Source organism: Nostoc spongiaeforme FACHB-130, from assembly GCF_014698475.1.
GTDB lineage: Bacteria > Cyanobacteriota > Cyanobacteriia > Cyanobacteriales > Nostocaceae > Nostoc_B > Nostoc_B spongiaeforme.
Map to the genome: position 1 here is coordinate 38,005 of NZ_JACJTB010000021.1, position 25,228 is coordinate 63,232.

Genomic DNA, 25,228 nt, shown 5'->3' on the forward strand with positions numbered 1-25,228 from the left:
AAGTCTCTGAATATCAAGTGATCACCATTGCGATCGCATCTATAGGACTCATATTTGATTTATGAAAAAAACCAGTACACCCAGGTCAGGCTTTTTTCCTACTCCCTACTCCCCATTCCCTACTCCCTGCCTACACAACTAGATTCAGAAATCAAATCGGATTCCTATAGTAGTTGTTGTGGTTCAATTGGGTTGGCTAGATGTGCTTGAAATCCCGCCGCGAGGATTTGACCATCCTGGCGCACAATTCGGTAAGTAGTTTTGTAAGTGCTATTTTTCGGTGTTAGTGCTTGTAAAATTCCAACAAAGCGATCGCTCAAAGAAAAAGACTTCTTCGGATAATACCAATCCATTTACAGGTGAGACAACATGATCTTCAGCAGTCATAACATAAATTACGCTGGAGACACAGCGAAATAACAGCCAAGCCAAAATCTAAAACAAGTATTTATTACAGAGCGATCGCCGAAGTTTTCTCTGTAATGAATGTCATCACTATCGTATTATATTGTGATAATTATTCAAGATGATTAATGTAAATAATCTTGGAATTGTTAAATTTAATTTAGAAGTGCAGAATTAACCATGAATCAAAATGTAGTTGGTGTGGCTGTCGTTGGGACTGGATTTGGTCAAAAAGTCCATATTCCTGGGTTTCTTGCCCATCCTCGAACTAATGTGGTGGCTGTTTATCATCGGGATATTTATCAAGCCCAAGCCATTGCTGATGCCCATAAAATTCCTCATGCTTGTACCAGCATTACTGATATTGTCAACATCCCAGAAGTACAAGCAGTTAGTATTTCCACACCACCATTTCTGCATTATGAAATGGCTAAAACTGTGCTAAAAGCCGGTAAACATTTATTATTAGAAAAACCCACAACTTTAAATGCAACTGAAGCTAAAGAATTATATCAATTAGCAATTGCCAATCAACTAACTGCGGTAGTAGATTTTGAATTTCGCTTTGTTCCCGGCTGGCAATTATTTGCAGATTTATTAGCATCAGGTTATATCGGTAACAAACGCCTGATTAAAATTGATTGGTTTGGTTCTTCTCGCGCTGATACTTCTCGCCCGTGGAATTGGTATTCGTCTCAAGCCCAAGGTGGTGGTGCATTGGGGTCTTTGGGTTCCCACGCCTTTGATTATATTTATTGGTTATTTGGGCCAGTCCGCAGATTAAGTGCTTATTTAAGTACAGCCATCCCCAACCGCCTTGACCCCAGCACTAATCAACTCAAGCCGGTGGAAACCGATGATAATTGTTTGTTGTCCCTGGAATTAGCCGATGGAACACCTTGTCAACTGAATATTAGTGCAGTGGTTCACGCACCGCGTACTCATTGGTTAGAAGTGTATGGCGATCGCGGTACTTTAGTATTAGGCAGCGAAAATCAAAAAGACTATATCCACGGTTTTCGCGTTTGGGGTTCCCAAATCGGACAACCACTCACAGAAATTGAAATTCCTCAGTCATTAATGTTTACCCAAAACTTCACCGACGGACGTATTTCTGCATTTATCCGCGTTATAGACCAATGGCTACAAGGAATTGACCAAAAACAGTCAGTCGTCCCATCTTTACGGGAAGGGGTTTATTCCCAATTGTTAATGGATTTATCTCATCAATCTCATCAAACTAGCAGTTGGGTTGATGTTCCCAGTTTAGATACTTATCTGCAAAATTAAGATTAGCAGCGTTCAGAGAACTTATGCAGATGTTGATAGATAATGATTTTTTCTCAATAATTGCCACTGCATAAGTTTTCATAAGCCATAATAGAACATATTCGAGAGGAGATGAGCAAGTATCTTTTTATTTAAAAGTATTAATCAATACTAAAAAATTAGGAGTTTTTATGTTTTTGCAGAGAATTCGAGTTCCTGATTTTCGTGTTTTAAAGAATGTTGATATTTCTTTTGAAAAAGAATTTACTCCTAGTATATTTCCATTGGGTAGCTTGAATGGCGGTGGTAAAAGTACATTATTACAATTAATTTTTATATTATTGCATTGTTCTACTCACCCAGATAGAATAGATTTTTTAAAAAATATAACTGAAGGTTTTAAGATTAATCAAAACTCTGATAAGAGAGTTTTAGCAATAATTGATATTTGGGATGGTTGTAAAACTGTAGAACTAGAGTTTTTTTTATGTACAGAAACCTTTATCAAAGATTTATTTAAAAATGTTGATAATAATGATGAAGTAATCGAAAAAATTTTTTCTAGGCTTAATGAAAATTATGAACATAAATTAAGACAATATACTGAACCGAAAAATGAAGCTCATAAAATCGGTGGCTTATCAGGTGTGGTAATTGATAAAACCGAGCAGGATGAGTATTTTGATAATAAATTTACAGAGTATCTGAATAAAAGTAAATTAATACATATTTGTGATATTTATTTTCATTCTGAGCAGAATAAATATAAAAAAGAAATTTTACTTTGCCATGTTAATAACTTAGATACAAACAAAATTCAATCCTTTTTGAGAAATTTATCGGATAAGGTATTTTTAGCAGCACCAAATTCTCAAATTTTTCTATTTTTTTCTCAAAACTCTAGAAAGTTATTATTTAAGGCTCAAGGTGAAAATAATTACTATTTAGAATTAAAACAAGAAAAAATTAAACTACCTGGGTTTTTTACCTATGACTTTATGGCTATAGATTTCCTGATTAAATCTTTTACTCAAGCTCGTGATCAAGATTTTATTCAAGCTATAAAAACAGGAAAATATGGTGATAGCTATCAGGCCTTATTAAATGATTTAAATTCTATATTTATTGATAAAAAGATTAATTTGAATGAAGATTTGTCTGGTGTTATTTTCAAAAAAAATGAAGATGATGTAGAACTTTACCCAGAAGATTTAAGTCATGGTGAACTCAAAAGACTATTTTTATATATGTTGATTAAATATAATAAAATAGAAAATGCAATTGTATTAATGGACGAAATTGAAATATATTTCCATCCAGATTGGCAATATCAAATAGTTAGAGACTTAGAAGAATGGTCTCCCACTAATCAATATATTTTAGCGACACATTCTTATGATCTATGTGAAGCAGTTACACCTGCTCATGTTAAATTACTACCATCAAAACTTATCAATCCAAACAAATCACCAAGCAGCGAAATATGAGTCTCAGTGAAGCAGAGCTAGAAGAACATTGTAAACGTATTATTACATCAAGCAGAATACTAGATAAAATAGTTGTACTTTGTGAAGGAGATATAGTAAAAGTTAATGGTAGGCCATCACCTCAAGCATATAACAGTATGGAGAAAATGCCTGATGCTAACTTTTATCATGCTTGCATTCCAAGATGGTGGAATCGTCAGTGTACACCTAAATTTTTTAATTGTGGCGATCGCCAAGATGTATTAAATACATTTTTTAGTATTTTAGACTTACATAATCAAAATCCTGCTAACTCTTATCTCAGTCCTCATCAGCTATTTGCCATTGTAGATTTAGATATTCAAATAGCCAGCATAAAAAACGATTACACTTTTAAAGATACTGATTCTATTTTCTACAATTTGTATGAAAAAGCGAACATTAATGAAGGGAATTGTATAAATCATCGTATATGGGTGACTGGCTTAGTTCACAAAGAAGCATACTTTTTAACACCTGATATTCAGTCAGTCTTGGACAATTACTCAAATACACCAGTTTATCAAGATTCAGTTGTTAATCTTGAGCAAATTTATCTTGATATAGTTGATAGCTTGCATGAAGATAGAGATTTACAAGATAACTTAGAAAAAACATTTAATCGAATTAACTACTGCTCAAATTTAGATTTTGATAATATCACAAATTTTAAAAATTCTTGGAAACTCAATTTTATCAATAGTCAAAATAATTTAGATAAAAACATTTTAAGTTTAGCTTTACTGACAATTGCCAAAGCCAAAAAATATTGGAAACAGATTCAACCGCCTCAAGCATGGACTAGTTCAGAACGAGCGTTTAGAGATGTATTAACGCTAGAGATAGGAAAATTTTATTCAGAACAAGAATGTGATGCGAAAAACCACATTCCTTTTTTCTTCAAAATTCTATATAGTTTCATTGATCAGGAGTAATCCCAAATAGCGCCAGACTTCCAGTCTCTTGGGTTTATTTAGCGCGTATGAAATTCCACGGCTGTTTGTGAGATTTTGATGTCATAGTTACCAAAAAAATCATGACCAAGTAAGCCAATATCGGCTTTGGATGCGATCGCCACCTCCAGATTATTGGCTACCATCCCACCGGCAGAGATAGACTGAACTTTGCCTGTAGAAAATTGTACTTGGCTACCATCAGCAGTTTGAGCTTGCAGTCTACCTGTGGGTTTAACTTGCAAAGCATTGGCCATTGCTTGGGTAATTAAGGTTCCGTTAGCACCTGTATCGACAACCATTTCAAAGGTTTTTTGGTTATTAAAAGTGACATCAATCACCGGGGTTCTACCAAAGTGACGTTTGATAGGTATCCGAAAAACCTTACCCCCAGAAGTTGTGTTGATTTTCTGAGAATCACCGCAAAGCTTGGTTAACTCCACCGTCATTCCAGAAGCAGTCACCATAAAACAAGTACCTTTATCTTCCGCTACTGCCCGGTGTGTAAATGCTGAGAATATCAGCGTTGGTATTACTGCAATCAACGCCACGTTAATATTAGTAATTCCCCGTTTCCAAGCACAGTTCATTTGAGGATGTTCTCCGATTGTTTATCAATATGAAAAATAAATTCTTTATTAAAATTTTAGATTGATTGTTTCAGTTGCTCAATTTCACGGATTCCTCAATAAGTTGGCTGGTAAAATCCAGTATTTTTTAGGATTTATTAATATTTAAACTATGAAGTTTTCACCTAATAAATCTATATTATCGAGATTGAGGAAAAGCTAATTTAAAGATTAAATGAAGAGTCCATAAATATACTGAGGTAATATTTAAAGCTAGACACAAGAATTGGTGATGGCATGGATAGCAGTAGCGATCGCATTTCCCACAGCCACCTCTTTCTGTTCTAAAACTATCCCCTCATCAACAGTGCGTTGCGCCACCACACCGCAAACAGCCGCCGCCGCAAATTGATACACACCTGCCATTTTGAACAATGTGCCGCATTCCATTTCGTAGTTCAAAATATTCAACCGTCGATACTCTTCAGTAATTCCCCGGAGCGATTGCATTAAATAGGGATTTGCTGAATCAGTGCGTTCCTGTCCTTCATAAAAAGTATCAACAGATGCCGTAATTCCTAAATAATGCTCAAATCCTAATTCTTGTGCAGCCTTGACTAAAGCCACCGTCAAAAACGGATCAGCCGCCGCCGGATATTCTATAGGTGCAATGTCATTAGCTGCACCTTGACGACACAAAGCGGCACTACTAATCACAATACTGCCGACTGGTACATGAGGTTGAATTGAGCCACAAGTCCCGATGCGAATAATCTGCCGGATTCCCACCTGCACCAATTCATTCACCACAATACTTAAAGAAGGCGCACCCATCCCACTAGTTGCTGATAAGATAGGGCGATGATTCGGTAAATAGCCTAAATAACTATCTAGACCGCGATTTTGGGATAATAAACGTACATCTTGGAAATAATTTTCGGCAATCAGACAAGTGCGATCGCGATCGCCCGATAATAAAGCAATAGTAGGAGGCGATTTCCCTAAAGCCTCTTGCCCAAAACCAATGTGATACAAGCGTTTATTTGTCATAATAATTTCAAAATAATTTCAGGCGGTTTTGTTACTTTGATTCAAGAGGAAAGTTTACAACGGGTTTGAACTCGGATGACAAACAACTTGACTGAAGTAAGTTACTGCTCATTTGGAGTTTGGCGATGGGCATTGATGAAATTCTGAAAGCTTACCGAGAGGAAATTCTGCAAATTGCCGCTAAGTACGGAGCATATAATGTACGGGTGTTTGGTTCAGTTGCTAGGGGGGAAGCCAGACCAGATAGTGATGTAGATTTTTTAGTAGAACTTGAACCCCAACGAACCTTATTAGACCAGATTGCTTTGATGCAGTCCTTGGAAGAATTACTGGGGCGTAAAGTAGATGTAACTGAAACTGAAACTCTACATGAGTTAATTAAAGATAAAGTGTTGCGGGAAGCTGTGGTTTTATGAGAGATGACAGGCTTTACTTGAGCAACATCTTTGAATGTATCCAGCGTATCGAATCTTATACCCAGGATGGGAAAGAGACATTTTTGCAAACCACGATCATTCAAGATGCGGTAATTAGAAATTTTGAAATAATTGGGGAAGCAACCAAGCGGTTATCTCCAGAAATTAGAGCAGCTTATCCTGATGTACCTTGGCAACAGGTAGCTGGTTTTAGAGATGTATTGATTCATGATTATTTAAAAGTCAACTTAAACCGTGTGTGGGGAGTGATTGAACAAAATTTACCCCAACTTAAGATAACTGTTGAGGCGATTTTACAGGATTTAAGGGATTTGTAATTCGGGCTATCATACTGTGGAAAGTAAATCTCCTCCTTCCCAAATTTGCAATTGTCTTTCAGCTGCAACTATACAGTTGAGATGCTTAGGTGGATAGAGAAAATTATCGTAGGCTAAAGCCATTTGTCTAGCGGCCTCAGTATACGGCACTCGCCCGATACCTGTACCCAAACCTGGACAAGCGATGGTATGAATTTTTTGATTGCTGTGTTGGTTGTGCTGACGAATTGCCAACAGCATAGCCCACATTGCAATATACGGAATATCTGTCCCCATAATTGACATTGGAACACGCATAGTCGGTGTATGTGCCAAAAAAGGGTGGTGACGATGACCTGTTTCCACAATCATTGAAGTTCCTACAGGCTGTTCACCCAAATAATCTCGCAAAATGCGTTGTTGCACTTTTTCCATTAAGGCACGACCAAAAAAGCGGATGATAGCTGCATCTATACCACCATCCATCATCCCAAAAGAGTTAGCAGGGCTGACCAAGCAATCAAAGTCTGTCAACCACTCAAAGTAGTTATGAACTATTTCTACATTCGGTAAGTAACTAAAATGCTGTTGAAAGGCTGCACACAATAAAGGGTTAGGTGCTACCAATATTAGTTTCAAGCTAGATTTCCTCCACTTGAATACTTATTTTAGACCTTTTAGGCGATCGCGTGAGTTGAGCGCACTTAAAAATTTCGGTTAACTATATTGTGTAAAGTACATTTCTCAGCTTATCCTGAATACTACTGTTAAAACGTCAAAAATTTGTCATTAATTGCCAACTTGATGTGGAAAACACGTAAAAAATCTAGCAATTAACTGTTTATTGAACAAAAAGATACCCGAATTCTCAAAGAAGTCAAGTATCTGAACATTTCGACAATTAAGAATTTATTCAGGGTATGGAAGAGAAAACTATCAAGATGACTCAAAGTTATTACTTATCAAAACTCAAGTTGATTTTAGCTTTGAGTAGCGCCATAATTACAACCTCTGCAAACAATGTTCTAGCGCAAAACATCACCATAGATGGTACTCTCAGCCCTGTACAAACCTTAAACGGCCCAATATATATAATTCCGCAGTCAGTTGGGCAAACAGTAGGGAGTAATTTATTCCACAGCTTTGGTCAGTTCAGCTTAAATCAAGGAGAAAGGGCTAATTTTCAAAGCAATGCCAACATCAGAAACATCTTTTCGCGTGTTACAGGTGGCTCTCCTTCTAACATTAATGGTCTCATTTTTACCCAAAGTGGCAATGTCAATTTATATTTAATCAATCCCAGTGGAATTGTATTTGGCCCCAACGCCCGTTTAGATGTAGGTAGTAGCAGTAGAGGCTCATTTATTGCCACCACAGCCGATGCTTTAGTGTGGTCTAATGGCACTCAATTCAGTGCGACAAATCCTGGTGGGACAAGTAGTTTGTTAACCATTGTCGGCGACCCCAGTGGATTTTTATTTAACCACAGACCACCACAACCCATCAGAGTTTCTGGTAGTTCACTAGGAGTATTTGAAGGTCAAAGCTTACTCTTATTGGGAGGTGATGTCAGCCTGGACAATAGCTTCTTATTTGTCAATTTTACAGAAGGTGGCAGAATTGAACTCGGAGCAGTGGCAGAACCGGGAACAGTAGGCTTAACTACTAACGGCAATATTTTGAGTTTGAGCTTCCCTGAAAATTTAGCACGAGCAGATGTTTCACTGATCAATAGAAGTATTTTAGATGTTACTGCTGAAAATGGAGGTAGTATTGCTATCAATGCTCGGAATATAGATTTTCTATCCAGTAGTGTAGTATTTGCTGGAATTGCTTTAGGATTAGGAAATTTTAACAGCCAAGCAGGAGATATAACTATTAATGCTACAGATGCAATTACAATACATCAATCAAGTCGCATTCAAAATACTGTAGCTCCTTATGCGACAGGTAATGCAGGTAACATTAACATCACTACAAATGTACTCAGCCTCTCCAATGGTGCTAGACTACTTGCATTAAGCCGTGGTCAGGGAAATACTGGCAGTATAGTTATTGCTGCTAACAATGTCTCATTTGATGATGGAGATGTCTTTAGTATTGTCGAACCAGGAGCCGTAGGTAACAGTGGCAATATACGCATCAACACAAATTTACTTACGCTAACCAATGGCGCTCAAATTGCTGCTTCAACCCGTGGGCAGGGAAATGCAGGTAGTTTGATTATAAATGCTCAAAAGGTATTGTTTGATGGTACAAGTAGTAATGGCAATTTTGCCACTGCCGCTCTTAGCACAGTAGAGCCGGGAGCTGTAGGTAACAGTGGCAATATCCATATCAACACAAACTCACTTGCCATTACCAACGGTGCTTATGTCAGTGTATCAACTTTTGGGCAGGGAAAGGCAGACAATTTAATTATTAATGCTCGTGAGGTCTTATTCGATAGAGGTTTTGCTTTCAGTACTGTGGGGCAGGGTGCGTTACAAGACGGCGGTAGTATCCGCATCAGCACAGATTTACTTACTCTCAAAAATAACGCTCAACTCCAAGCTTCAACGTTTGGGGAAGGAAATGCAGGTAGTGTGATTATTGATGCTCTTGAGGTCGTTTTAGGCGATACAAGACGTGATAGCAACTTTCCTAGTGTTATTGCCAGCACAGTAGAACAAGGCGCAGTAGGAAACGGCGGTAGCATCCGCATCTCTACTGATTTATTCACGCTCAACAATGGCAGTCAGCTGCTTACCTTAACCCGTGGGCAAGGAAATGCAGGCAATGTAATCCTTGCTGCTAATAATGTCTCATTTGATAATGGAAATATATTCAGCACAGTAGAACAAGGCGCAGTAGGAAATGGCGGCAGTGTCCATATCACTACAAATTTACTTACGCTAACCAATGGCGCTCAAATTGCTGCTTCAACTCGTGGGCAAGGAAATGCAAGCAACATTCACATTACCGCTTCTGAGGCTGTTAATATTTCTGGAACTATTTCTGTGACTGGATTCTCTAGTGGGTTATTTACCTCAACATTTAGCACAGGTAAAGGTGGTGATATCACTGTCAATACTAATTTATTCCGCCTCTCAGATAGTGCTGTGGTAGATGCACGAACAGCAAATGATGATAATGCTGGCAATATTACAGTGAATGCAAATACCGTTGAAGTTCTCAATGGAGGTCAACTGCTGAGTACGACATCTGGTAGGGGAAGTGCAGGTACAATTAGGGTTAATGCTACAGAGAGAGCAATTATTAGTGGTAGTGATGCAACTTTCAATGACCGAGTTGCCCGATTTGGTGGCAATGTTGCCAATGTTGATGCTGCTAGTGGTTTGTTTGTCCGGTCTGATGGCTTAGGCAGCGCAGGAAATATCGAAGTTAACTCACCCTTTGTACTGTTAGATAATGGTGGCAGATTTATTGCCGAATCCCGCTCTGTGAATGGTGGTAATATTTCCGTGAACGCGAGAAATGCCCTATTACTACGTCGTGGTAGTCAAATCTCTACGACTGCTGGTACTGCACAAGCTGGTGGTAATGGGGGCAACATCAACATTAATGCAGGTTTTGTCATTGCTTTGCCACAAGAAAACAGCAACATTACAGCTAATGCTTTTTCCGGTACAGGTGGTCAAGTCCAAATTAACACGCAAGGCATTTTTGGTATCGAACCTCGCCTGAATGACAGTATTAATAGCAGTGATATTACTGCCAGTTCTACAACAGGAATTAATGGCGAAATTATTATCAATACACCTAATGTTGACCCCACTCAGGGTTTAACTAATTTACCAGCAGATACAGTCAACACAGCTAGTTTGGTTGATTCTGGCTGTAATACTTTTGATGATAAGACAGGTAGTCAATTTACTGTGACTGGCCGTGGTGGTTTACCTGCAAGTCCTGATGATTATTTGAGTAGTGATGTAGTGTGGTCTGATACGCGCTTAACTGTAGCAGCAAAACCCCAAAATGGTTCAGCAAGTCGTGTGACTACACCACAAAAGTCTTCTCATATTGTTTCAATAGTTCCTGCAACTGGTTGGGTGTCTAATAATCAAGGAGAAGTGACACTGGTTAGTCAAGTTGCTAAAGCAGATGTTTACAAAGTTGGTTCTAATCACGTTGCTTGCGTTAAACCTTAGTTTTAATGATGTTGCGTTTCGTTTCTCCACCCAAAGACTAGAAGTCGCGGCTACATGAACAAAGTCTGCGGAGGCGGGCTTCAAAACCAATCAACACAAAAAACCCCCGAATTTATTCAGGGGCTAAAAGTTCATAGAATTACTAATTCGATGCAATTACCTGTGATCAAACGCTGAGAATTACTTCCAGACAACTGGGGACTGTCAATCAATTACGATGATTGTTACTGTAGCGAACCCTTGTACCTGCCCAGAGTAACTTTTCGCGCAGTGTTTGATAATAGGAATTGTTTTCGCGTAAGACAATAAATTTAGCTCGACACTCAGCCATTCGCACATCAACGCGATGTCCTGGCCAAATGGAAGTAGATAACACCCCATCCATCCACAATTTAGTACTTAAATCGTAATCGCCCAAAGGCCAAATACTCACCACTACCCCAGGTGGTAACACCAAGGGACGGCTAGAAAGACTCATGGGACAAATGGGAGTAATGGTGACAGCTTCCATACCGTCGTGCATGATAGGGCCATTAGCCGAAACAGTGTAACCAGTAGAACCTGTAGGAGTAGAAATAATCAACCCGTCTCCCACATACTGATCGACTACTTCACCATCAATTTCCATTTCTAGGATAGAGGTGATCATGCGATCGGCAGAAGCGGGTTTAACACAAAATTCATTTAATGATAGGTAGCGTTCGGTGACTGGTTCTAAATTCGTGCGATGACCTTCATACACTGCGGCTTGTAGCATCATTCGCCTTTGAATAGCATAACGATCCTCCAACAGCCGATCCCACACTTTTTCTGTATCTTGAAATTCATCTACAGACTCGGTTAAAAAGCCCAGATGACCACCCACATTCACACCAAGAATGGGGATACCAGCTGGGGCTAAATGTCTGGCACTAGTTAAAACAGTACCATCACCACCGAGTACTAAAGCCATGTCAATTGGTTGATTAGACGATGCCAAAAATACCGGGTAAGGGTTATCTTTTGGCCCGCTAGGCCCCATCAGTACATGACAACCGCGATTTTCTAGCTGCTTGGCACAAATTTCTGCCCAGCGTTTACTTTGAGAATCTCGCGCCTTATAAGCAATAATTACCTGCTTGAGTTGCACGCACAATTACCATTTCAGGAGATTAAACTGCTCCATATCGACGGTATCACGGTTGCGATAAATGGCCAAAACGATCGCCAAACCTACCGCCGCTTCGGCAGCAGCCACAGTAATGACAAATACGGTAAATACTTGGCCTTTAATTAATGTTGAGTCAAGAAAGTTGGAAAATGCCATTAAATTCAAATTAACAGCATTTAGCAGTAGCTCAATTGACATCAGCACCCGCACAGCATTACGACTGGTAATTAAACCATAAATGCCGATACAAAACAAAGCGGCGGCCAGTAATAAAAAGTACTGAAGTTGCATGAATCCTATTATTCCTTCTCTAATATGCTGGACAAGGTAAAAGGCAAAAGGCAAAAGTAAAAAGTTAGAAAGCAAAAGAAAGAAAAAGAAAATAGTTGGTTATGAAGGTTTTGCCGCATCTAACCCATTCTTTTTACTTTTTACTCTTGCGAGTTCGCCAGTTGACGACAGTTGCCTCAAGTCGGGAGACCCGCCCACGGCACTGTCTCCTTTATGCCGGGGAACCCGTCCACCGCACTGGCTCACTTTTTACTTTTTACTTTTTAGTCTTGGCTGTCTCTACCTGCTGATACAAGTTCTCTGGGGCGTTCTGGCAAAGTTAGAACAGTTGACTGTGAAACTTGATCTGGCAGATACTCACGTCGCGCCAAAATAATTGCGCCTACCATTGCCATCAGCAACAAAATAGAAGCCAACTCAAAGGGTAATAAAAAGTCGCTGAAGAAATGCTCACCAATCAACACTATCGAACTTTCACCAGCTACGGGTGTAGTGGAGTATGCCCAAGGTGTTGCCAAAACCATTGCACTCAACAAGCCAAATAGCCCAATACTAACTACACCTGTGAGTACTTTCCGCACTCCAGCACTAGGAAATGGCGCAAAATCTTGGCGTTTGTTCACCAACATAATGGCGAACAAAATTAACACGTTAACCGCCCCAACATAAATCAGCACTTGGGCTGCGGCTACAAAGTCCGCATTAAGCAACAGGTACATTCCCGCGATGCTGATAAATACGCCTCCTAGCAAAAAGGCAGAATAAACAATGCTGGAAGACAACACTACACCAAGTGCTGCGCCAATTAGCATTACTGCTAGTACGCCAAACGAAATAATCTGTACACCTTCCGCTAGATTCACTTTTTTATCCTCGGTCAATGGTTATTAGTCATGAGTCATTAGTCATTAGTAAAGGACAAAGAACAAATGACTTATGACATTTATTTTTCTGCAAGGTCTTCTGGACGTGCGCCAGCGCGGGGTGCATCTGCGGGGACACCGTGGGGTTCAAGTACGCCTTTGGGTAGATAAACCAGTTCGCGTAGCGGTGTCACCATTGGATCATTTGTGACTTTGTAAGGCAGACGGCCGAGAGCTACACTGTCATAGTTCAGTTCATGGCGATCGTAGGTGGAAAGTTCGTATTCTTCTGTCATGGATAGACAGTTGGTGGGACAGTATTCCACACAGTTACCACAGAAGATACAAACCCCAAAGTCGATGCTGTAGTGTTTGAGCTTTTTCTTTTTGCTAGCTTTTTCAAATTCCCAATCAACTACAGGTAAGTTAATGGGACATACACGCACACAGACTTCGCAGGCGATACATTTATCAAATTCATAGTGAATCCTACCGCGAAACCGTTCTCCAGGAATGAGTTTCTCGTAAGGGTACTGTACGGTAACTGGTCGCCGCCGCATGTGGTCAAAGGTGACGGATAGCCCCTGACCGATGTAACGACCAGCTTGTACTGCTTCTTTGGCGTAATCACCAACTTGCTTCAGGAACTTTAGCATTGTGTTTCACTCTCTCTTTTTTGTCATTTGTCCTTTGTCATTGATCTTTGGTCATTTGTTCTTTGCTAATGACCAATGACTAATGACAATTGACTATCCACCAAAAGCGACGGGAAAGGCTAATTTCAGGGCTGCGGTTAATAGAAGATTAACCAAACCTACAGGTAACAAAAACTTCCATCCTAAATCTAAGAGTTGGTCAATGCGTACGCGGGGTACTGTCCAGCGCAAGAGGATGGCGATAAACACTAGGAAGTAGGCTTTGAGTACGGTCATTGTAATACCCAAACCAGCAGTGACTACTTGTAAGACAGGATTAGTTTCACTGACACCTAACAAACTAGCGATGGTGTTGATGGGAAAGGGAAAATCCCAACCGCCTAAATATAGTACTGATACCAATAAAGCAGAAAGCACTAAGTTGACGTAGGAACTGAGGTAGAACAAAGCAAATTTCATGCCTGAGTACTCAGTTTGATAACCTGCTACGAGTTCTTCTTCTGCTTCGGGTAAGTCGAAGGGTAAGCGTTCACATTCTGCTAAAGCGGCAATCCAAAAGATGAGAAAGCCGACTGGTTGTCGCCATATATTCCAGCCGAGGATACCGTAACCAGATTGTTGATTGACGATATCAACGGTGCTGAGGCTGTTAGACATCATAGCGATCGCCAGCACACTCAGCGCCAGAGGAATTTCATAACTAATAGATTGCGCTGCTGCTCGCAAGCCCCCTAAGAGGGAGTATTTATTATTGGATGCGTAGCCTGCCATTAACAAGCCAATTGGCTGAATGCTAGACAAGGCAATCCACAAAAACACCCCCATACCCACGTTAGTAATTACAATATTCTGTCCAAACGGCACAATCAAATAAGACAGAAATACTGGCAGTACCACAATGATGGGGCCGAGAGTAAATAACCAGGGGTCAGCTTTACCTGGTACAATGTCTTCCTTAAACACCAGCTTTAAACCATCGGCAACTGGAGCAAGTAAGCCAAAAGCCCCAATAAATTCAGGGCCGATTCGCTGCTGTGCTGCTGCTGAAATTTTTCTTTCCAGCCACACACACACTAATACACCCACTGTTGCCCCAATCAGCATCAGGATCATTGGCAACGGCATCCAAAGTGCTTTGGCTGTGCTGTCTGATAGTCCTAAATCCGTCAGGGATTTAATAAACGTTCCTTGAAGGTCAATTCCTGAATTCATGTTTCCGCTCTTTAAGTCAGTTGAGGTATGAAGTGTGTAGACACCCTTTGGGTGGCTTCCCGGAGGGTAGTATGAAGTATGAAGTATGAATTTTCTACTTCAGCCTTCAGCCTTCAGCCTTTCTGAGATGACTCCTGATTGAAGATTTATTGCCATATTCCCATGCCTAGTATATCGTTGCATGGTTTTCAGTCCCTGTAGCTATACAAGAACTTCTGCTTATAGGTAGGATTGGTATTCGCTATGGGGGATGAAAAAGTCAAAAGTAAAAAGTTAAAAGGCAAAAGAGTTTGAGCTTTTTACTTTTGCCTTTTATCTTTTGACTTCATTGCCCATACCACAGGCAAACATCAAAAAACTGCCGCTTCCATGCTGGCAACGGTTATTTGCTGCTTATAGGATTTCTGATTCCCTAAATTGGGGGTTGATGCTGATATTTTTACTTGTAGGTAGGTGCTTGCTGAACGGACACACGGCTAGTTAACGTTGTTCGAGCGGGGTGTAAGGAACTTCGTGTTTACCGTTGTAAACCTGGGTGGGACGGAAAATACGGTTTTCTGCTAGTTGTTCTTTCCAATGAGCTAACCAACCAGCAACGCGGGCGATCGCAAATATTGGTGTAAACAAGTCTGTAGGAATGCCCATCTTCCTATACACCAAACCAGAATAAAAGTCAACATTAGGGTAGATGCCTTTGTGACCAAGTTTTTCCTCGACTACCCGTTCCATTTCTTGGGCAATGTCGTAGTATTTATCTCCCCCAAACTTGTCAAACAGTTGCTCGGCAAGCTCTTGGAGAATGATAGCGCGTGGATCTTTAACTTTGTAGACGCGATGCCCAAAGCCCATCAGTTTTTGTTTGTTTTGTAGGCGCTCCTCAACATAAGGACGGACGTTTTCGACTGAGCCGATTTCTTCCAACATCTGAATGACTTCTTCGTTGGCTCCACCGTGTAAAGGGCCGCCCAAGGTGCCTACAGCACTAGCTACTACAGCATAAGGGTCAGTCAAGGTAGAAGCTGTTACCCTAGCACTAAAGGTCGAAGCATTCATTGTATGCTCAACGTGCAGAATTAAGCAGATGTCAAAGATTTTTGCCGCTAAAGCATCCGGTTCTTTCTCGTTGAGCATGTAGAGAAAATTGGCGGAATAATCTAGGTCATCGCGGGGCTTTACAGGGTCATTCCCCTTACGCATTAACTGGAATGCAGCCACCATTGTGGGGATAGTTGCTATCAAGCGCACAACTGAATCCCGAATGTAGGCAGGGTTATGTAAATCACGTAGGGAGTAAAACAAGCCTAAAGCCGCCGCCGAGGCTTGCAGAGCATCCATTGGATGGCCGCTTTCCGGGAAGGATTTCATCATGTCCCGAATCCGGTATTTAATCCGCCTGTGGAGGCGAACTTCTTCCTCAAATGCTTTGAGTTCTTCTTTACTTGGCAATTCACCCCAGATCAGGAGATAAGCAGTTTCGAGAAAGGTACTTTTGGCGGCTAACTCCTCAATCCGGATGCCACGATATTCTAGTATTCCCTTCTGCCCATCCACGTAGCTGATACTCGATTGGGCTGCGGGAATGCCTTCTAAACCGGGCTTGTATTCGCACACCATCATGGCAACACCATTTGCTTTGTGAAATATTCGATCACGCTAACTTACCAGAAATTATTTTCGCCATAACAGTAGTCGCTATCACAACAATTCTTCGAGAAGAGTTGAAAAACTGTTATAGCAAGTACTTGGGTGGTGTCAACCAGAACATTTGACTACGACCCACAACAGCTCCTGCTTCTGGCAGTTTTACTCCGATCATACCTGCTTTTTTCAGGACTAAACAGCCTTTGACCTCTCCCCAAAGGAGAATTTCTGCCCAGTTGCTTAAATCAGGTTCATGTCCAACCAAGGCAAGTTGGGTATTTGGCGCATAATTTTTCGGTTCTAACCAGTAAACTAACCAATTGGAAAAATGACCACCAGGAGCGAGGTGAGAAGATTCTTCTAATTGTGAACCCAGTCCGGTGGCGACAAGAATTTCTGCTGTTTGACGAGCGCGGACTAAGGGACTGGCGACAATTAAATTAAACTGCAAATCTAGCTTGAGCAGACGCTGGGCGACTTTCTCGGTTTTTTGCCGTCCTTCTTTGGTGAGTTCTCTTTCCTCATCTTTAATGCCAGCCTGCCGCTCTTGGGCGATGCCATGACGAATCAGATACAGTTCCACAATAATAGCCCTGATTGCTGAGTTAGGATTTACGCCTGATGTTATTTAAGATATCCTAATTATTCTTGAATACTACAAGTGCAGTAGTGTTGGCGATCGCATTAACTATTTTGATATTTTAATCCTTTGGCACTCGCAGTCATTCCATACATTAAGGTCTTACCAGATCATGGATTAGTGCGATCGCTTTTATAACTCCGCGTTTTAGAATTCAATTCCCATAGGCAAAGAAGCCATCATACTCGATACTTACTTTTTAATAATTATTTGGGTTAGTTTTTGTATTACTTTTGTAATATAAAATATCAAGGATGACGGATGCTACAGTTCTTATACGGACTACGGAGTTGTTACAAAAAGTGTTAACCAATCTAGGCAAGATAGACTAGATTGATATTTAAAAAAATACCCCACAATATTAGCAGCTTTAAATATTTTAATTATGATTCAGTTGTAAACTTTTAAAGTTATTAATTTCAATATTATGATCCAAACTCATCTAAACTTAAAATATCTAGAAACTGCTGTTAACCCAACATTTGCGAACCATGAAACTTTTCATCCGCGTTTTGGCTGGTTGAAAAAAGGATTTGATGCAGCTAAGAAAAATCCTGGAGTTTTCTTACTAGATGATGCACCTGTGCGTTTAGGTGTTGGTAAAAATATGGTACGTGCTATTCGTTATTGGTGTAGTGCGTTTAAGCTAATTGATAAAAATAATTCACCGACAACATTTGGCGAAAAACTTTTGGGAAGTAATGGCTGGGATGCTTATTTAGAAGATCCGGCTTCATTGTGGTTGTTACATTGGAATTTGTTGAAACCTACTTGTGAAGCGGCGGCTTGGTATTATATTTTTAATGTTTTTCGAGATTTAGATTTTACCAAAGAAGACATTTTAGTTGGTTTACAAGACTATATAAAGAGTTTTGATAAAAAAATTGCTGATTCATCTTTTATGAAAGATATCAGTTGTATTTTAAGAATGTATGCGACACAAGAGTTTATTAGAGATAATAGCCCCATAGAAGATTCGATTGATTGTCCTTTTAATGAACTGGGTTTAATTCGTCATTTTGGTAAAAGTTATCAGTTTAAAATTGGTGCGAAAGCTAATTTACCTGCATCGGTGATAGTTGCCACTTGTTTAGAGTATGCTAGTTGGGCAAATCAAGACAGCAATACAATTACTATTCGCAAGTTACTTTATGATGAAGGTAGCCCAGGGATGGTATTTAAATTGACAGAGAGTGTTTTATTGGCAGCTATTGAAAAAGTGACTAAGGAATTTAACGCGATAATTCTAGAAGATACCGCAGGTTTGATTCAGTTATCTTCACCGGAAAATCCAGAGATATTAGCTGAAGAAATTTTAGATAGATATTATCTGAGAGAATAGGATTAAAAGAAAAATTAGGATTATATCTATATATTTATTGATAAACATGAGTGAAATTATGACTAACAAAAAGCTATCCTATTATTTTAGTTTGCAGCGTCGCTATTCTCGGTCTATTAATTTAGAAAGAGATTTAGATAGTGTGGAAGCTTTAGAGGGTTATGTACTGACGAAAAGAGCGATTGATTCGCTCAAACGAATTTTAAATAATTTTAATAACAATGAAGGGAATAGGGCTTGGACTTTAACTAGTGTTTACGGAACTGGAAAATCGGCTTTTGCTCATTATTTAATTTCTCTGGCGGCTAAATCCCAGAGTAAAATTTACCTTAAAGCTTTAGCGATCGCTGAGGATAAATTAGGTAAAAATAGTGAGATTTATCAATTAATCCAAGAGAAAATTAACCCTAAAGGATTAATTCGGGCTGTGGCTACGGGACAAAGAGAACCAATTAGCCATACTATTATTCGGGCTTTGTTGACTGGTGTAGATAATTTTTGGACTGCTAGTCAAAGAAATAAAATCGGCGTTGTACGTCAGTTGGTAGATTTAGAAGCGGAAATTAATGATGGTGGAAAGGTTGATGGCAGAGAAATTCCGCATTTGATATTAGAATTGGCTAAGGAATCAGGAACGGGTGTTTTTCTGGTAATTGATGAATTAGGGAAGAATCTAGAGTATGCGGCTCATGCTCAAGGTGATGAAGATTTATATCTTTTACAACAATTAGCAGAATTACCAAAAGATAGTCAACATCCCGTTTATGTTTTAGGAATTTTACATCAAGCCTTTGGGGAATATAGTCAAAGATTAGCGACAATTCAACGCAACGAATGGGCGAAGATTCAGGGGAGATTTGAAGATATTCCCTTTACTGAATCATCGGGACAAATGATGGGTTTGATTGGTGCAGCAATTAACTCTTCAGCCGCAGCTAATATTGAAAGCGCGACTCATACTTATGCACAGGAGTGGAGTAAGTATCTAGAATCGGTTATTGTCGATGAGGAAGTTACAGCGCAAGTAATTAAAAATGTTTATCCTCTACATCCCTTAGCGGCTTTGGTGTTACCAAGTTTGTGTCAAAAGTATGCTCAAAATGACCGTTCTTTGTTTACTTTTTTAACGAGTAGTGAACCTTTATCATTTCGGAATTTTCTGGAAGAGGTAGCAGTTAAAGATTATGAACTACCTTGTCTGAAAGTCTACCAAGTTTACGATTATTTTATTGAGTCGGCGGGTATGGGTTTAGCTTCTCGCCCAAATTTGCAAAGATGGGTGGAAGTGCAGGATTTAATTAACGATGCTAAACGTTTAGAAGAAGATAGTCTGAGGGTATTAAAAACGATTGGGATTTTTAACCTGATTACTATTACAGGTTCGATGCGGGCGACGAGAAATTTAGTTTGTTTAGCGATGTGTAATTTCCCCACAGCCGCAGATATTAATTATTGGCAGGAAATTATTGATAAACTACTCAAACAAAATCTCATTACCCACCGTCGTCAATTAGATGAATTGCGGATTTGGCAAGGTTCAGATTTTAATGTTGATGGTGAGTTAAGTACATATATAGAACAAGAGAGGAGTCCTTTAGTTAAACTATTAACTATACACCGTCCTCTCAAGCCTTTAGTTGCACAGCGTCACAGTTATAAAACGGGGACTTTGCGTTATTTTGAACGCCATTATTTAGATAGTTCTCAAGATTTAACTCAGTTAACTTGTAGCAGCACAGATGCAGATGGTTTTGTCGGGTATTGGGTAGATGAAGTAATTCCAAATGCTGTTCCTGTTAATACTAGCGATGGTAAGCCATTAGTTATTTTAAGTGCGGCTAGTTTAGATATATTACGAATTCGTACTTTAGAGTTTGTGGCTTTAAGTAATATCAAAAAAACTGCTAAAGAGTTGCAAACTGATGGGGTAGCCAGAAAAGAAGTAAACTATCGCTTACAAGAAGCGGAAGAATTTTTAGATGAAACTTTAGATCAATCCTTTAGTATTGGAGTAAATCAGCAATGTTGGATTCAAGGACAAGTTGAGACATTAAACAACATTACTGACTTTAATAGTAAGCTGTCGGAGATTTGCGATCGCACTTATCATCACAGTCCCATTTTGTGGAATGAATTAATCAACCGCCGTGATTTAACCTCCCAAGGGGCCAAGGCTAGACGGGAATTGATTCAAGCGATGTTGGAACATCAGCATGAGGAAAGATTGGGCTTAGAAGGATATGGCCCGGAAGTGAGTATGTATTATTCTCTGTTAGAGGAAACAGGGATACATCGTCAAGAAGATGAAGACTGGGACTTTTACCCACCATCCGAAAATTCTGGTTTAAATTCTCTGTGGGAAGCCGTTGAAGATTTTTGTCTAGCAGCAACAGAAAAAAGCCAAAGTTTTGATTTACTCTATCAACATTTATCAGCACCACCATTTGGGGTAAAACAGGGTGCAGTTCCCGTAATTTTAGCAGCTGTATTGTTGCATCACACGGATGATTTGGGGCTGTATCAAGACGGGACATTTATTCCGGTATTGGGAACAGAACATTTTGAATTATTAGTTAAATATCCTGAACGGTTTGCAGTTAAATATTTTGCAGTTGTGGGATTAAGGGCGGAAGTTTTCAAAGAATTGGAAGTTATTTTACGTAATCCCCAGTTAAAGAAATTGGGGAAAGTACGTAACACCACTTTATTAACTGTGGTGACTCCGCTTTATCAATTTGTGAAAAAACTACCGAAATATACTCAACAAACTAAAAGACTAGCAACAGAACCAAGAGCTATTTTAAAAGCATTACAAACCACTGTTGAACCCGATGAATTATTATTTAAAGCTTTACCCGCAGCTTGTAATTTACCTGCAATTGGGACGGAAGCTGGGGATGACGGGGTAACGGCAAGAACATTACGGACTAAATTAGTTCATGCTTTGAGAGATATTCATACAGCTTATGATCAATTATTGAGTGATTGTCAAAAATTGATTTATGAAGCCTTTGGGGTGAGAAGTCCAGAAACAAAATTGCGGGAAGATTTGCGAGTTAGGGCGAATTATTTAGCCGGAAAATGTATTGAACCTTTACTCAAACGCTTTATTCGGACTGCATCAGATGAAACTAAAACTGATGCTCAATGGTTAGAAGCTTTGGTGATGATTGTAGCAGATAAACCGGCAGAATCTTGGACTGATGATGATGCAGTTGCCTTTGAGATGAAATTAGCCGATTTGGTGCGGCGGTTTAAGAATTTGGAGGCTTTGCAAAAAGAAGTCGCCGCCAAAGGCGAAGGTTTTGAAGCGCGACGCATTACTATGACTCGTCCTGATGGTCAAGAAATCCATCAAATGGTATGGGTAGATCATGGGCGAGAGTCGCAAGTTGAAAAGATTGTGGACGAAATTTTAGCAAAATTACCTGATGATCAACAGTTAAGACAGGCGATTTTAGCAATGTTGAGTGAACGCATTTTAAATGCTGATTTACCTGAGACGGTGGTGCAAATTAGCGATAAGGGGAATGATGAAATAGCGGGGAAAAATGCCGGTTAATAGAAGCATTATGATGAGAAAGAGAACCTAGCAACAGTAGTTATGAATCTTCTAGCCGTCACAAGTTTACATAAATTGTCTCTTCACGTTCTAGTTGAACAAGCAGAGTCAGGAAATTTTATCGCCTCAGTTCCAGAGTTACCTGATTGTATGGTGGAAGCTGAAACTCGTGAAATTGCGTTCCCCTTTGGGGTTGCCGGAGGCATCGCATCTGTACAGGAGCAAGTTCAGGCTAAACTGGCAAATATGGAAGTGCTGACGCTAGAAGTAACCAATAATCCCTGGACAGATTTTATTGGGATTTTTGAGGGAGATGAAGAGTTTGCACAACTAGCGCAGGAACTTCGTGACGAACGTGAGTTAGATATAAATAATAATGTATGAGCCTTTGGGTATTAGACACAGATCATGTTTCGTTACTACTAGAACGACATCCACAGGTAAGCCGTCGAGTGGCTGAAGTAGGTTCACAGGTAGCGATTTCTATTGTGACAGTTCAGGAATTTTTTAATGGTTGGGTGGTGCGAATCAAGATGAATTAATGGTAACGCTTGCAATTCCATAATTGCTTGTGATTGTACGTTTCCAGCAAAAATTTCTTGTGACAGAGAAGCGTCAGGGACAGGAGTATCTTGGTTTCTATCTTCCACAAGGGAAGAAGGATGTGTTTAAGGAGTATTGTCAGTTTATTGACAGTACAATGAAGGATGAGCTAGAGAAATTTATTGATCAGTGCGTATCTGATCCGAAGTTTCAGCAATACTTAGAAATGAAGCGTCGGTTAAAAGATAAGTAAGTTATGTGCTGTTAGGTTGCTGATAAATGTTAGCAAATGTGGGAGGTTATTAAAGATGAAGATTAGAGGGATAAAACGTGGGCAAAGTATTGAAATCTTAGAAGAAATTAATAATATCCCCGATGGGACTGAAATGATACTAGAAATAGGATTTATCAAAGGTCAAATCAAAGCAACAGAATCGGAATTGACAGATGAAGCAAGGTTAGCCAGACTTAATCAATTATTTGGAGCTTGGGAAAATCAACCTGAATTAACAGAAATTTTTGCAGAAATTGAACAACAGCGTCATACTTATCGAGGTAGGAATATAGATTTATTTGGTAATCAGGATAATGGCTAATGTATCTACTAGATACTAATATTTGTGTGGCTATTTCAAAAGGCTGTTGAGTATGAATCTAATCATGCTGATGGACGTACCTATACTTGGACTGATGGGGAAAGTTTATTGCAGCTTCTAGCACGCAAGGATGAAATTATTGCTCAACATGAAAAGTTAATGGCTAAAGAGAAAAAGACGGCTTTTAACTCTCATTTGGTTGAAGCGTTAGAAGAAAGCTTAAATCAAGAAAAAGATGATTCACCTTGTTTAGTTTGTCATTTGTAATTCTGACCAATATTAAATATTTTATTTTGACAAGAGCTAGTGCGATCGCCCTAACTCCTGTATCGTTGATTTCCTAACCTTGCTGTCTAATTAATACACTCACTACATCGCCTAATTCACCTAAATTTCCTGCTATGACGGGTTTTGACCAAGAACCCACTTCTGCATAACCTGTAGTATGTAGCTGATAAATTGTTCTCCTGACTAGTTCAGGACTACCGACTAATATGTGCTTTATCTTTTCTCGCCTCACCTGGACTTGATTGCTACTGCTATCTTCTAATCTCATAAATTCTTCCGCCATAACGCACCTGTTTAACATTATCTCTGTTTTGTTATCATATATGATAACCAGTCCGTGACAAAAGTTATCATAAAAGTTAACAAAATTGCGATCGCTATCCTGTGATAATGGAAATCATGGGAAAAGCAGGACAAGCACTCAAGCAGGTTTTAGAGACTTACGACATCAGCCAAAGCCAACTGGCGACAGGTTTAGGTGTTGAACGTCCGATTGTCTTCCGTTGGTATCATGAAAAAATTGATCCTACGGCTGAAACTGTTGCAGAAATTGTCAAGGCGTTAAATAAGATTAATCAATCTGCTGCAAATGATTTTATTCAAGTATATTTAGGAGATTTAATTTTATTTAGAAATCCCATCATGAATCAGGAATTACCACTGTCAGATAAAGTTAATGTTACAGTTTTATCCCAAATATTTAACAATATTACTAATTCATATAAATATCTTTACTTTTTATCAATATTAGATATTCTCAAAAGAAGAAACTTTGATACTTTATCACCTATTAGCTTTCGGGAAATAATTGTAGAAATGTTAGCTAATGCTTGGTATCCCCACAATTATTTTAAATTGTCTTTTGGGAAGCAAGACCAAATTGCTAATAAATTAGATGCTCTTGAGCTAGAAATTACAGAACCAATTTTAAAGTTTAGAGATACAGATAAAAAGCTTTTGCGGACAGCTATTAATAACCAAAATCTCGATGATATTGTTATTTCGATTAATCGTTATGTGTCTTATCGTTTAATTCGTCCTTTCTTTGCTCAAGAAACAAAGGGATTAAAAGATTATGATGTTAATCCCACTATTATTAATTTAGCCAACAATCAATTTGATACGAAAAAGCCTTTATATTCCTTTGATGCTGAAGACCAGAAAAATTGTAACGCCATTATTTTACATCCTGATTGGATTCAGTATTTAGAGGAAAACTACACAATAATTAGGGGTTGGGCTTCCTGGGAATGGTTGAATTATATGCAGCAGAGAAACCCCAGCACCCCTAATGTAGTTAATAAATTGTTTATGCCACAAGAGAGAGATTCTCTAGGTAATCAAACTAAATATTGGAAAACGATTTTAGAAGATCGAGAAATTGAATGTATTTACTCTAAAATTAAATTAAATAAAAATGAAATTTCTTTAGATCATTATTTGCCTTGGTCTTTTGTAGCTCATGATCAATTATGGAATTTAATTCCGACTACAAAATCTGTTAATTCTTCTAAGTCTAATAATTTACCGTCAGAAGCATATTTCCGAGATTTTGTATCATTACAGCATTTAGGCTTAACTATTTATAAGCAAAATGTCTCTCAAACAAAATGGTTAAATGATATTGAATGTTTTGTGGCGGAGTTGAAAGTTGATCAACCAGATGATTTATTAAATTTAGAAATTCTGATGAATGTTTATACAAAAACTATCCAACCTTTGATTTCTTTAGCTACTCTGCAAGGTTTTAGCCCTAATTGGGTTTATCTTTAAAAAAGAATGAATCTAGACATTGCTGAATCAGAACAT

26 protein-coding genes are annotated in these 25,228 nt (G+C 39.0%); 14 read left to right on the forward strand and 12 right to left on the reverse strand.

All coding sequences use genetic code 11. The features are described from left to right. Window positions 1-164: 164 nt before the first annotated feature. Window positions 165-353 carry a hypothetical protein gene (locus H6G74_RS16425; protein WP_190968690.1) on the reverse strand — a complete coding sequence of 63 codons (189 nt, stop codon included), beginning with the start codon at window positions 351-353 and terminating at the stop codon, window positions 165-167. 232 nt (window positions 354-585) lie between these two features. Here H6G74_RS16425 and H6G74_RS16430 point away from each other — a divergent pair, with 232 nt between their 5' ends. The 3 genes from H6G74_RS16430 to H6G74_RS16440 all read left to right on the forward strand — a co-directional run bounded on the left by H6G74_RS16430 (window position 586) and on the right by H6G74_RS16440 (window position 4,114). Further along, on the forward strand, window positions 586-1,695 hold the full coding sequence (locus H6G74_RS16430) for a Gfo/Idh/MocA family protein (protein ID WP_190968691.1): 1,110 nt from the start codon (window positions 586-588) through the stop codon (window positions 1,693-1,695). Window positions 1,696-1,865: 170 nt separating this feature from the next. After that, window positions 1,866-3,161 (forward strand): AAA family ATPase, encoded by a 1,296-nt coding sequence (locus H6G74_RS16435; RefSeq protein ID WP_190968692.1) that lies wholly within the window; start codon window positions 1,866-1,868, stop codon window positions 3,159-3,161. Further along, window positions 3,158-4,114, forward strand: a complete 957-nt coding sequence (locus H6G74_RS16440; RefSeq protein ID WP_190968693.1) for a hypothetical protein — start codon at window positions 3,158-3,160, stop codon at window positions 4,112-4,114. Before H6G74_RS16435 ends, H6G74_RS16440 begins: the two co-directional genes overlap by 4 nt. A gap of 38 nt (window positions 4,115-4,152) precedes the next feature. On the opposite strand, the gene H6G74_RS16445 is transcribed toward H6G74_RS16440, so the two are convergent. Next, window positions 4,153-4,722 (reverse strand): retropepsin-like aspartic protease family protein, encoded by a 570-nt coding sequence (locus H6G74_RS16445; protein WP_190968694.1) that lies wholly within the window; start codon window positions 4,720-4,722, stop codon window positions 4,153-4,155. 252 nt (window positions 4,723-4,974) lie between these two features. Then, a complete protein-coding gene (locus H6G74_RS16450; protein WP_190968695.1) occupies window positions 4,975-5,751 on the reverse strand; it encodes a nucleoside phosphorylase in 777 nt (258 codons plus the stop codon). A 125-nt stretch (window positions 5,752-5,876) separates the two neighbouring features. Between H6G74_RS16450 and H6G74_RS16455 the strand changes: the two genes are divergently transcribed. Both H6G74_RS16455 and H6G74_RS16460 read left to right on the forward strand, forming a co-directional pair. Continuing rightward, the gene (locus H6G74_RS16455; protein WP_190968696.1) at window positions 5,877-6,167 is read left to right on the forward strand and encodes a nucleotidyltransferase family protein; all 291 of its coding nucleotides are present in this window, start codon (window positions 5,877-5,879) and stop codon (window positions 6,165-6,167) included. Then, complete coding sequence (locus H6G74_RS16460; protein WP_190968697.1) at window positions 6,164-6,505, forward strand: HepT-like ribonuclease domain-containing protein; 342 nt, start codon at window positions 6,164-6,166, stop codon at window positions 6,503-6,505. Before H6G74_RS16455 ends, H6G74_RS16460 begins: the two co-directional genes overlap by 4 nt. 9 nt (window positions 6,506-6,514) lie before the next feature. Here H6G74_RS16460 and H6G74_RS16465 read toward each other — a convergent pair whose 3' ends face one another. Continuing rightward, entirely contained in the window at window positions 6,515-7,123 is a 609-nt protein-coding gene (locus H6G74_RS16465; protein WP_190968698.1) for a macro domain-containing protein, read from the reverse strand. 302 nt (window positions 7,124-7,425) lie between these two features. Here H6G74_RS16465 and H6G74_RS16470 point away from each other — a divergent pair, with 302 nt between their 5' ends. Beyond that, the gene (locus tag H6G74_RS16470) at window positions 7,426-10,635 is read left to right on the forward strand and encodes a two-partner secretion domain-containing protein (RefSeq protein ID WP_190968699.1); all 3,210 of its coding nucleotides are present in this window, start codon (window positions 7,426-7,428) and stop codon (window positions 10,633-10,635) included. 208 nt (window positions 10,636-10,843) lie between these two features. Here the strand turns inward: H6G74_RS16470 and H6G74_RS16475 are convergent, their stop codons facing one another. From H6G74_RS16475 to sixA, 7 genes are all read right to left on the reverse strand, one after another. Beyond that, window positions 10,844-11,764 carry an NAD(+) kinase gene (locus H6G74_RS16475; protein ID WP_062288570.1) on the reverse strand — a complete coding sequence of 307 codons (921 nt, stop codon included), beginning with the start codon at window positions 11,762-11,764 and terminating at the stop codon, window positions 10,844-10,846. Window positions 11,765-11,770: 6 nt separating this feature from the next. Next, window positions 11,771-12,076, reverse strand: a complete 306-nt coding sequence (gene nuoK / locus H6G74_RS16480; RefSeq protein WP_006199065.1) for an NADH-quinone oxidoreductase subunit NuoK — start codon at window positions 12,074-12,076, stop codon at window positions 11,771-11,773. Window positions 12,077-12,339: 263 nt separating this feature from the next. After that, window positions 12,340-12,939, reverse strand: coding sequence for an NADH-quinone oxidoreductase subunit J (locus H6G74_RS16485; RefSeq protein WP_190968700.1), 600 nt, complete (start codon window positions 12,937-12,939; stop codon window positions 12,340-12,342). Window positions 12,940-13,019: 80 nt separating this feature from the next. Further along, complete coding sequence (ndhI, locus tag H6G74_RS16490) at window positions 13,020-13,595, reverse strand: NAD(P)H-quinone oxidoreductase subunit I (protein WP_190968701.1); 576 nt, start codon at window positions 13,593-13,595, stop codon at window positions 13,020-13,022. Between the two features lie 93 nt (window positions 13,596-13,688). After that, window positions 13,689-14,807 (reverse strand): NADH-quinone oxidoreductase subunit NuoH, encoded by a 1,119-nt coding sequence (nuoH, locus tag H6G74_RS16495; protein ID WP_190968702.1) that lies wholly within the window; start codon window positions 14,805-14,807, stop codon window positions 13,689-13,691. A 480-nt stretch (window positions 14,808-15,287) separates the two neighbouring features. Next, on the reverse strand, window positions 15,288-16,424 hold the full coding sequence (locus tag H6G74_RS16500) for a citrate synthase (RefSeq protein ID WP_190968703.1): 1,137 nt from the start codon (window positions 16,422-16,424) through the stop codon (window positions 15,288-15,290). Between the two features lie 112 nt (window positions 16,425-16,536). Beyond that, window positions 16,537-17,031, reverse strand: a complete 495-nt coding sequence (gene sixA, locus H6G74_RS16505; RefSeq protein WP_190968704.1) for a phosphohistidine phosphatase SixA — start codon at window positions 17,029-17,031, stop codon at window positions 16,537-16,539. 484 nt (window positions 17,032-17,515) lie between these two features. Between sixA and H6G74_RS16510 the strand changes: the two genes are divergently transcribed. Genes H6G74_RS16510 through H6G74_RS16540 form a run of 7 tightly spaced genes read left to right on the forward strand, consistent with a single transcriptional unit; the run spans window position 17,516 to window position 23,398 of the window. Beyond that, window positions 17,516-18,430: a DUF4007 family protein gene (locus H6G74_RS16510; RefSeq protein WP_190968705.1), complete on the forward strand. Its 915-nt coding sequence runs from the start codon at window positions 17,516-17,518 to the stop codon at window positions 18,428-18,430. A 58-nt stretch (window positions 18,431-18,488) separates the two neighbouring features. After that, a complete protein-coding gene (locus tag H6G74_RS16515) occupies window positions 18,489-21,992 on the forward strand; it encodes a hypothetical protein (protein WP_190968706.1) in 3,504 nt (1,167 codons plus the stop codon). 42 nt (window positions 21,993-22,034) lie between these two features. Beyond that, on the forward strand, window positions 22,035-22,376 hold the full coding sequence (locus H6G74_RS16520; RefSeq protein ID WP_015138867.1) for a type II toxin-antitoxin system HicB family antitoxin: 342 nt from the start codon (window positions 22,035-22,037) through the stop codon (window positions 22,374-22,376). Continuing rightward, entirely contained in the window at window positions 22,373-22,534 is a 162-nt protein-coding gene (locus H6G74_RS16525; protein ID WP_242051250.1) for a hypothetical protein, read from the forward strand. The genes H6G74_RS16520 and H6G74_RS16525 overlap by 4 nt, the downstream gene beginning before the upstream one ends. 29 nt (window positions 22,535-22,563) lie before the next feature. Then, a complete protein-coding gene (locus H6G74_RS16530; protein ID WP_190968707.1) occupies window positions 22,564-22,788 on the forward strand; it encodes a hypothetical protein in 225 nt (74 codons plus the stop codon). Between the two features lie 55 nt (window positions 22,789-22,843). Further along, the gene (locus H6G74_RS16535; protein ID WP_190968708.1) at window positions 22,844-23,131 is read left to right on the forward strand and encodes a hypothetical protein; all 288 of its coding nucleotides are present in this window, start codon (window positions 22,844-22,846) and stop codon (window positions 23,129-23,131) included. Between the two features lie 24 nt (window positions 23,132-23,155). After that, complete coding sequence (locus H6G74_RS16540; protein ID WP_242051251.1) at window positions 23,156-23,398, forward strand: hypothetical protein; 243 nt, start codon at window positions 23,156-23,158, stop codon at window positions 23,396-23,398. 73 nt (window positions 23,399-23,471) lie between these two features. Here H6G74_RS16540 and H6G74_RS16545 read toward each other — a convergent pair whose 3' ends face one another. After that, window positions 23,472-23,702 (reverse strand): hypothetical protein, encoded by a 231-nt coding sequence (locus H6G74_RS16545; RefSeq protein ID WP_190968709.1) that lies wholly within the window; start codon window positions 23,700-23,702, stop codon window positions 23,472-23,474. Window positions 23,703-23,818: 116 nt separating this feature from the next. Between H6G74_RS16545 and H6G74_RS16550 the strand changes: the two genes are divergently transcribed. Next, a complete protein-coding gene (locus H6G74_RS16550) occupies window positions 23,819-25,192 on the forward strand; it encodes an HNH endonuclease domain-containing protein (RefSeq protein WP_190968710.1) in 1,374 nt (457 codons plus the stop codon). Window positions 25,193-25,228: the final 36 nt, after the last annotated feature.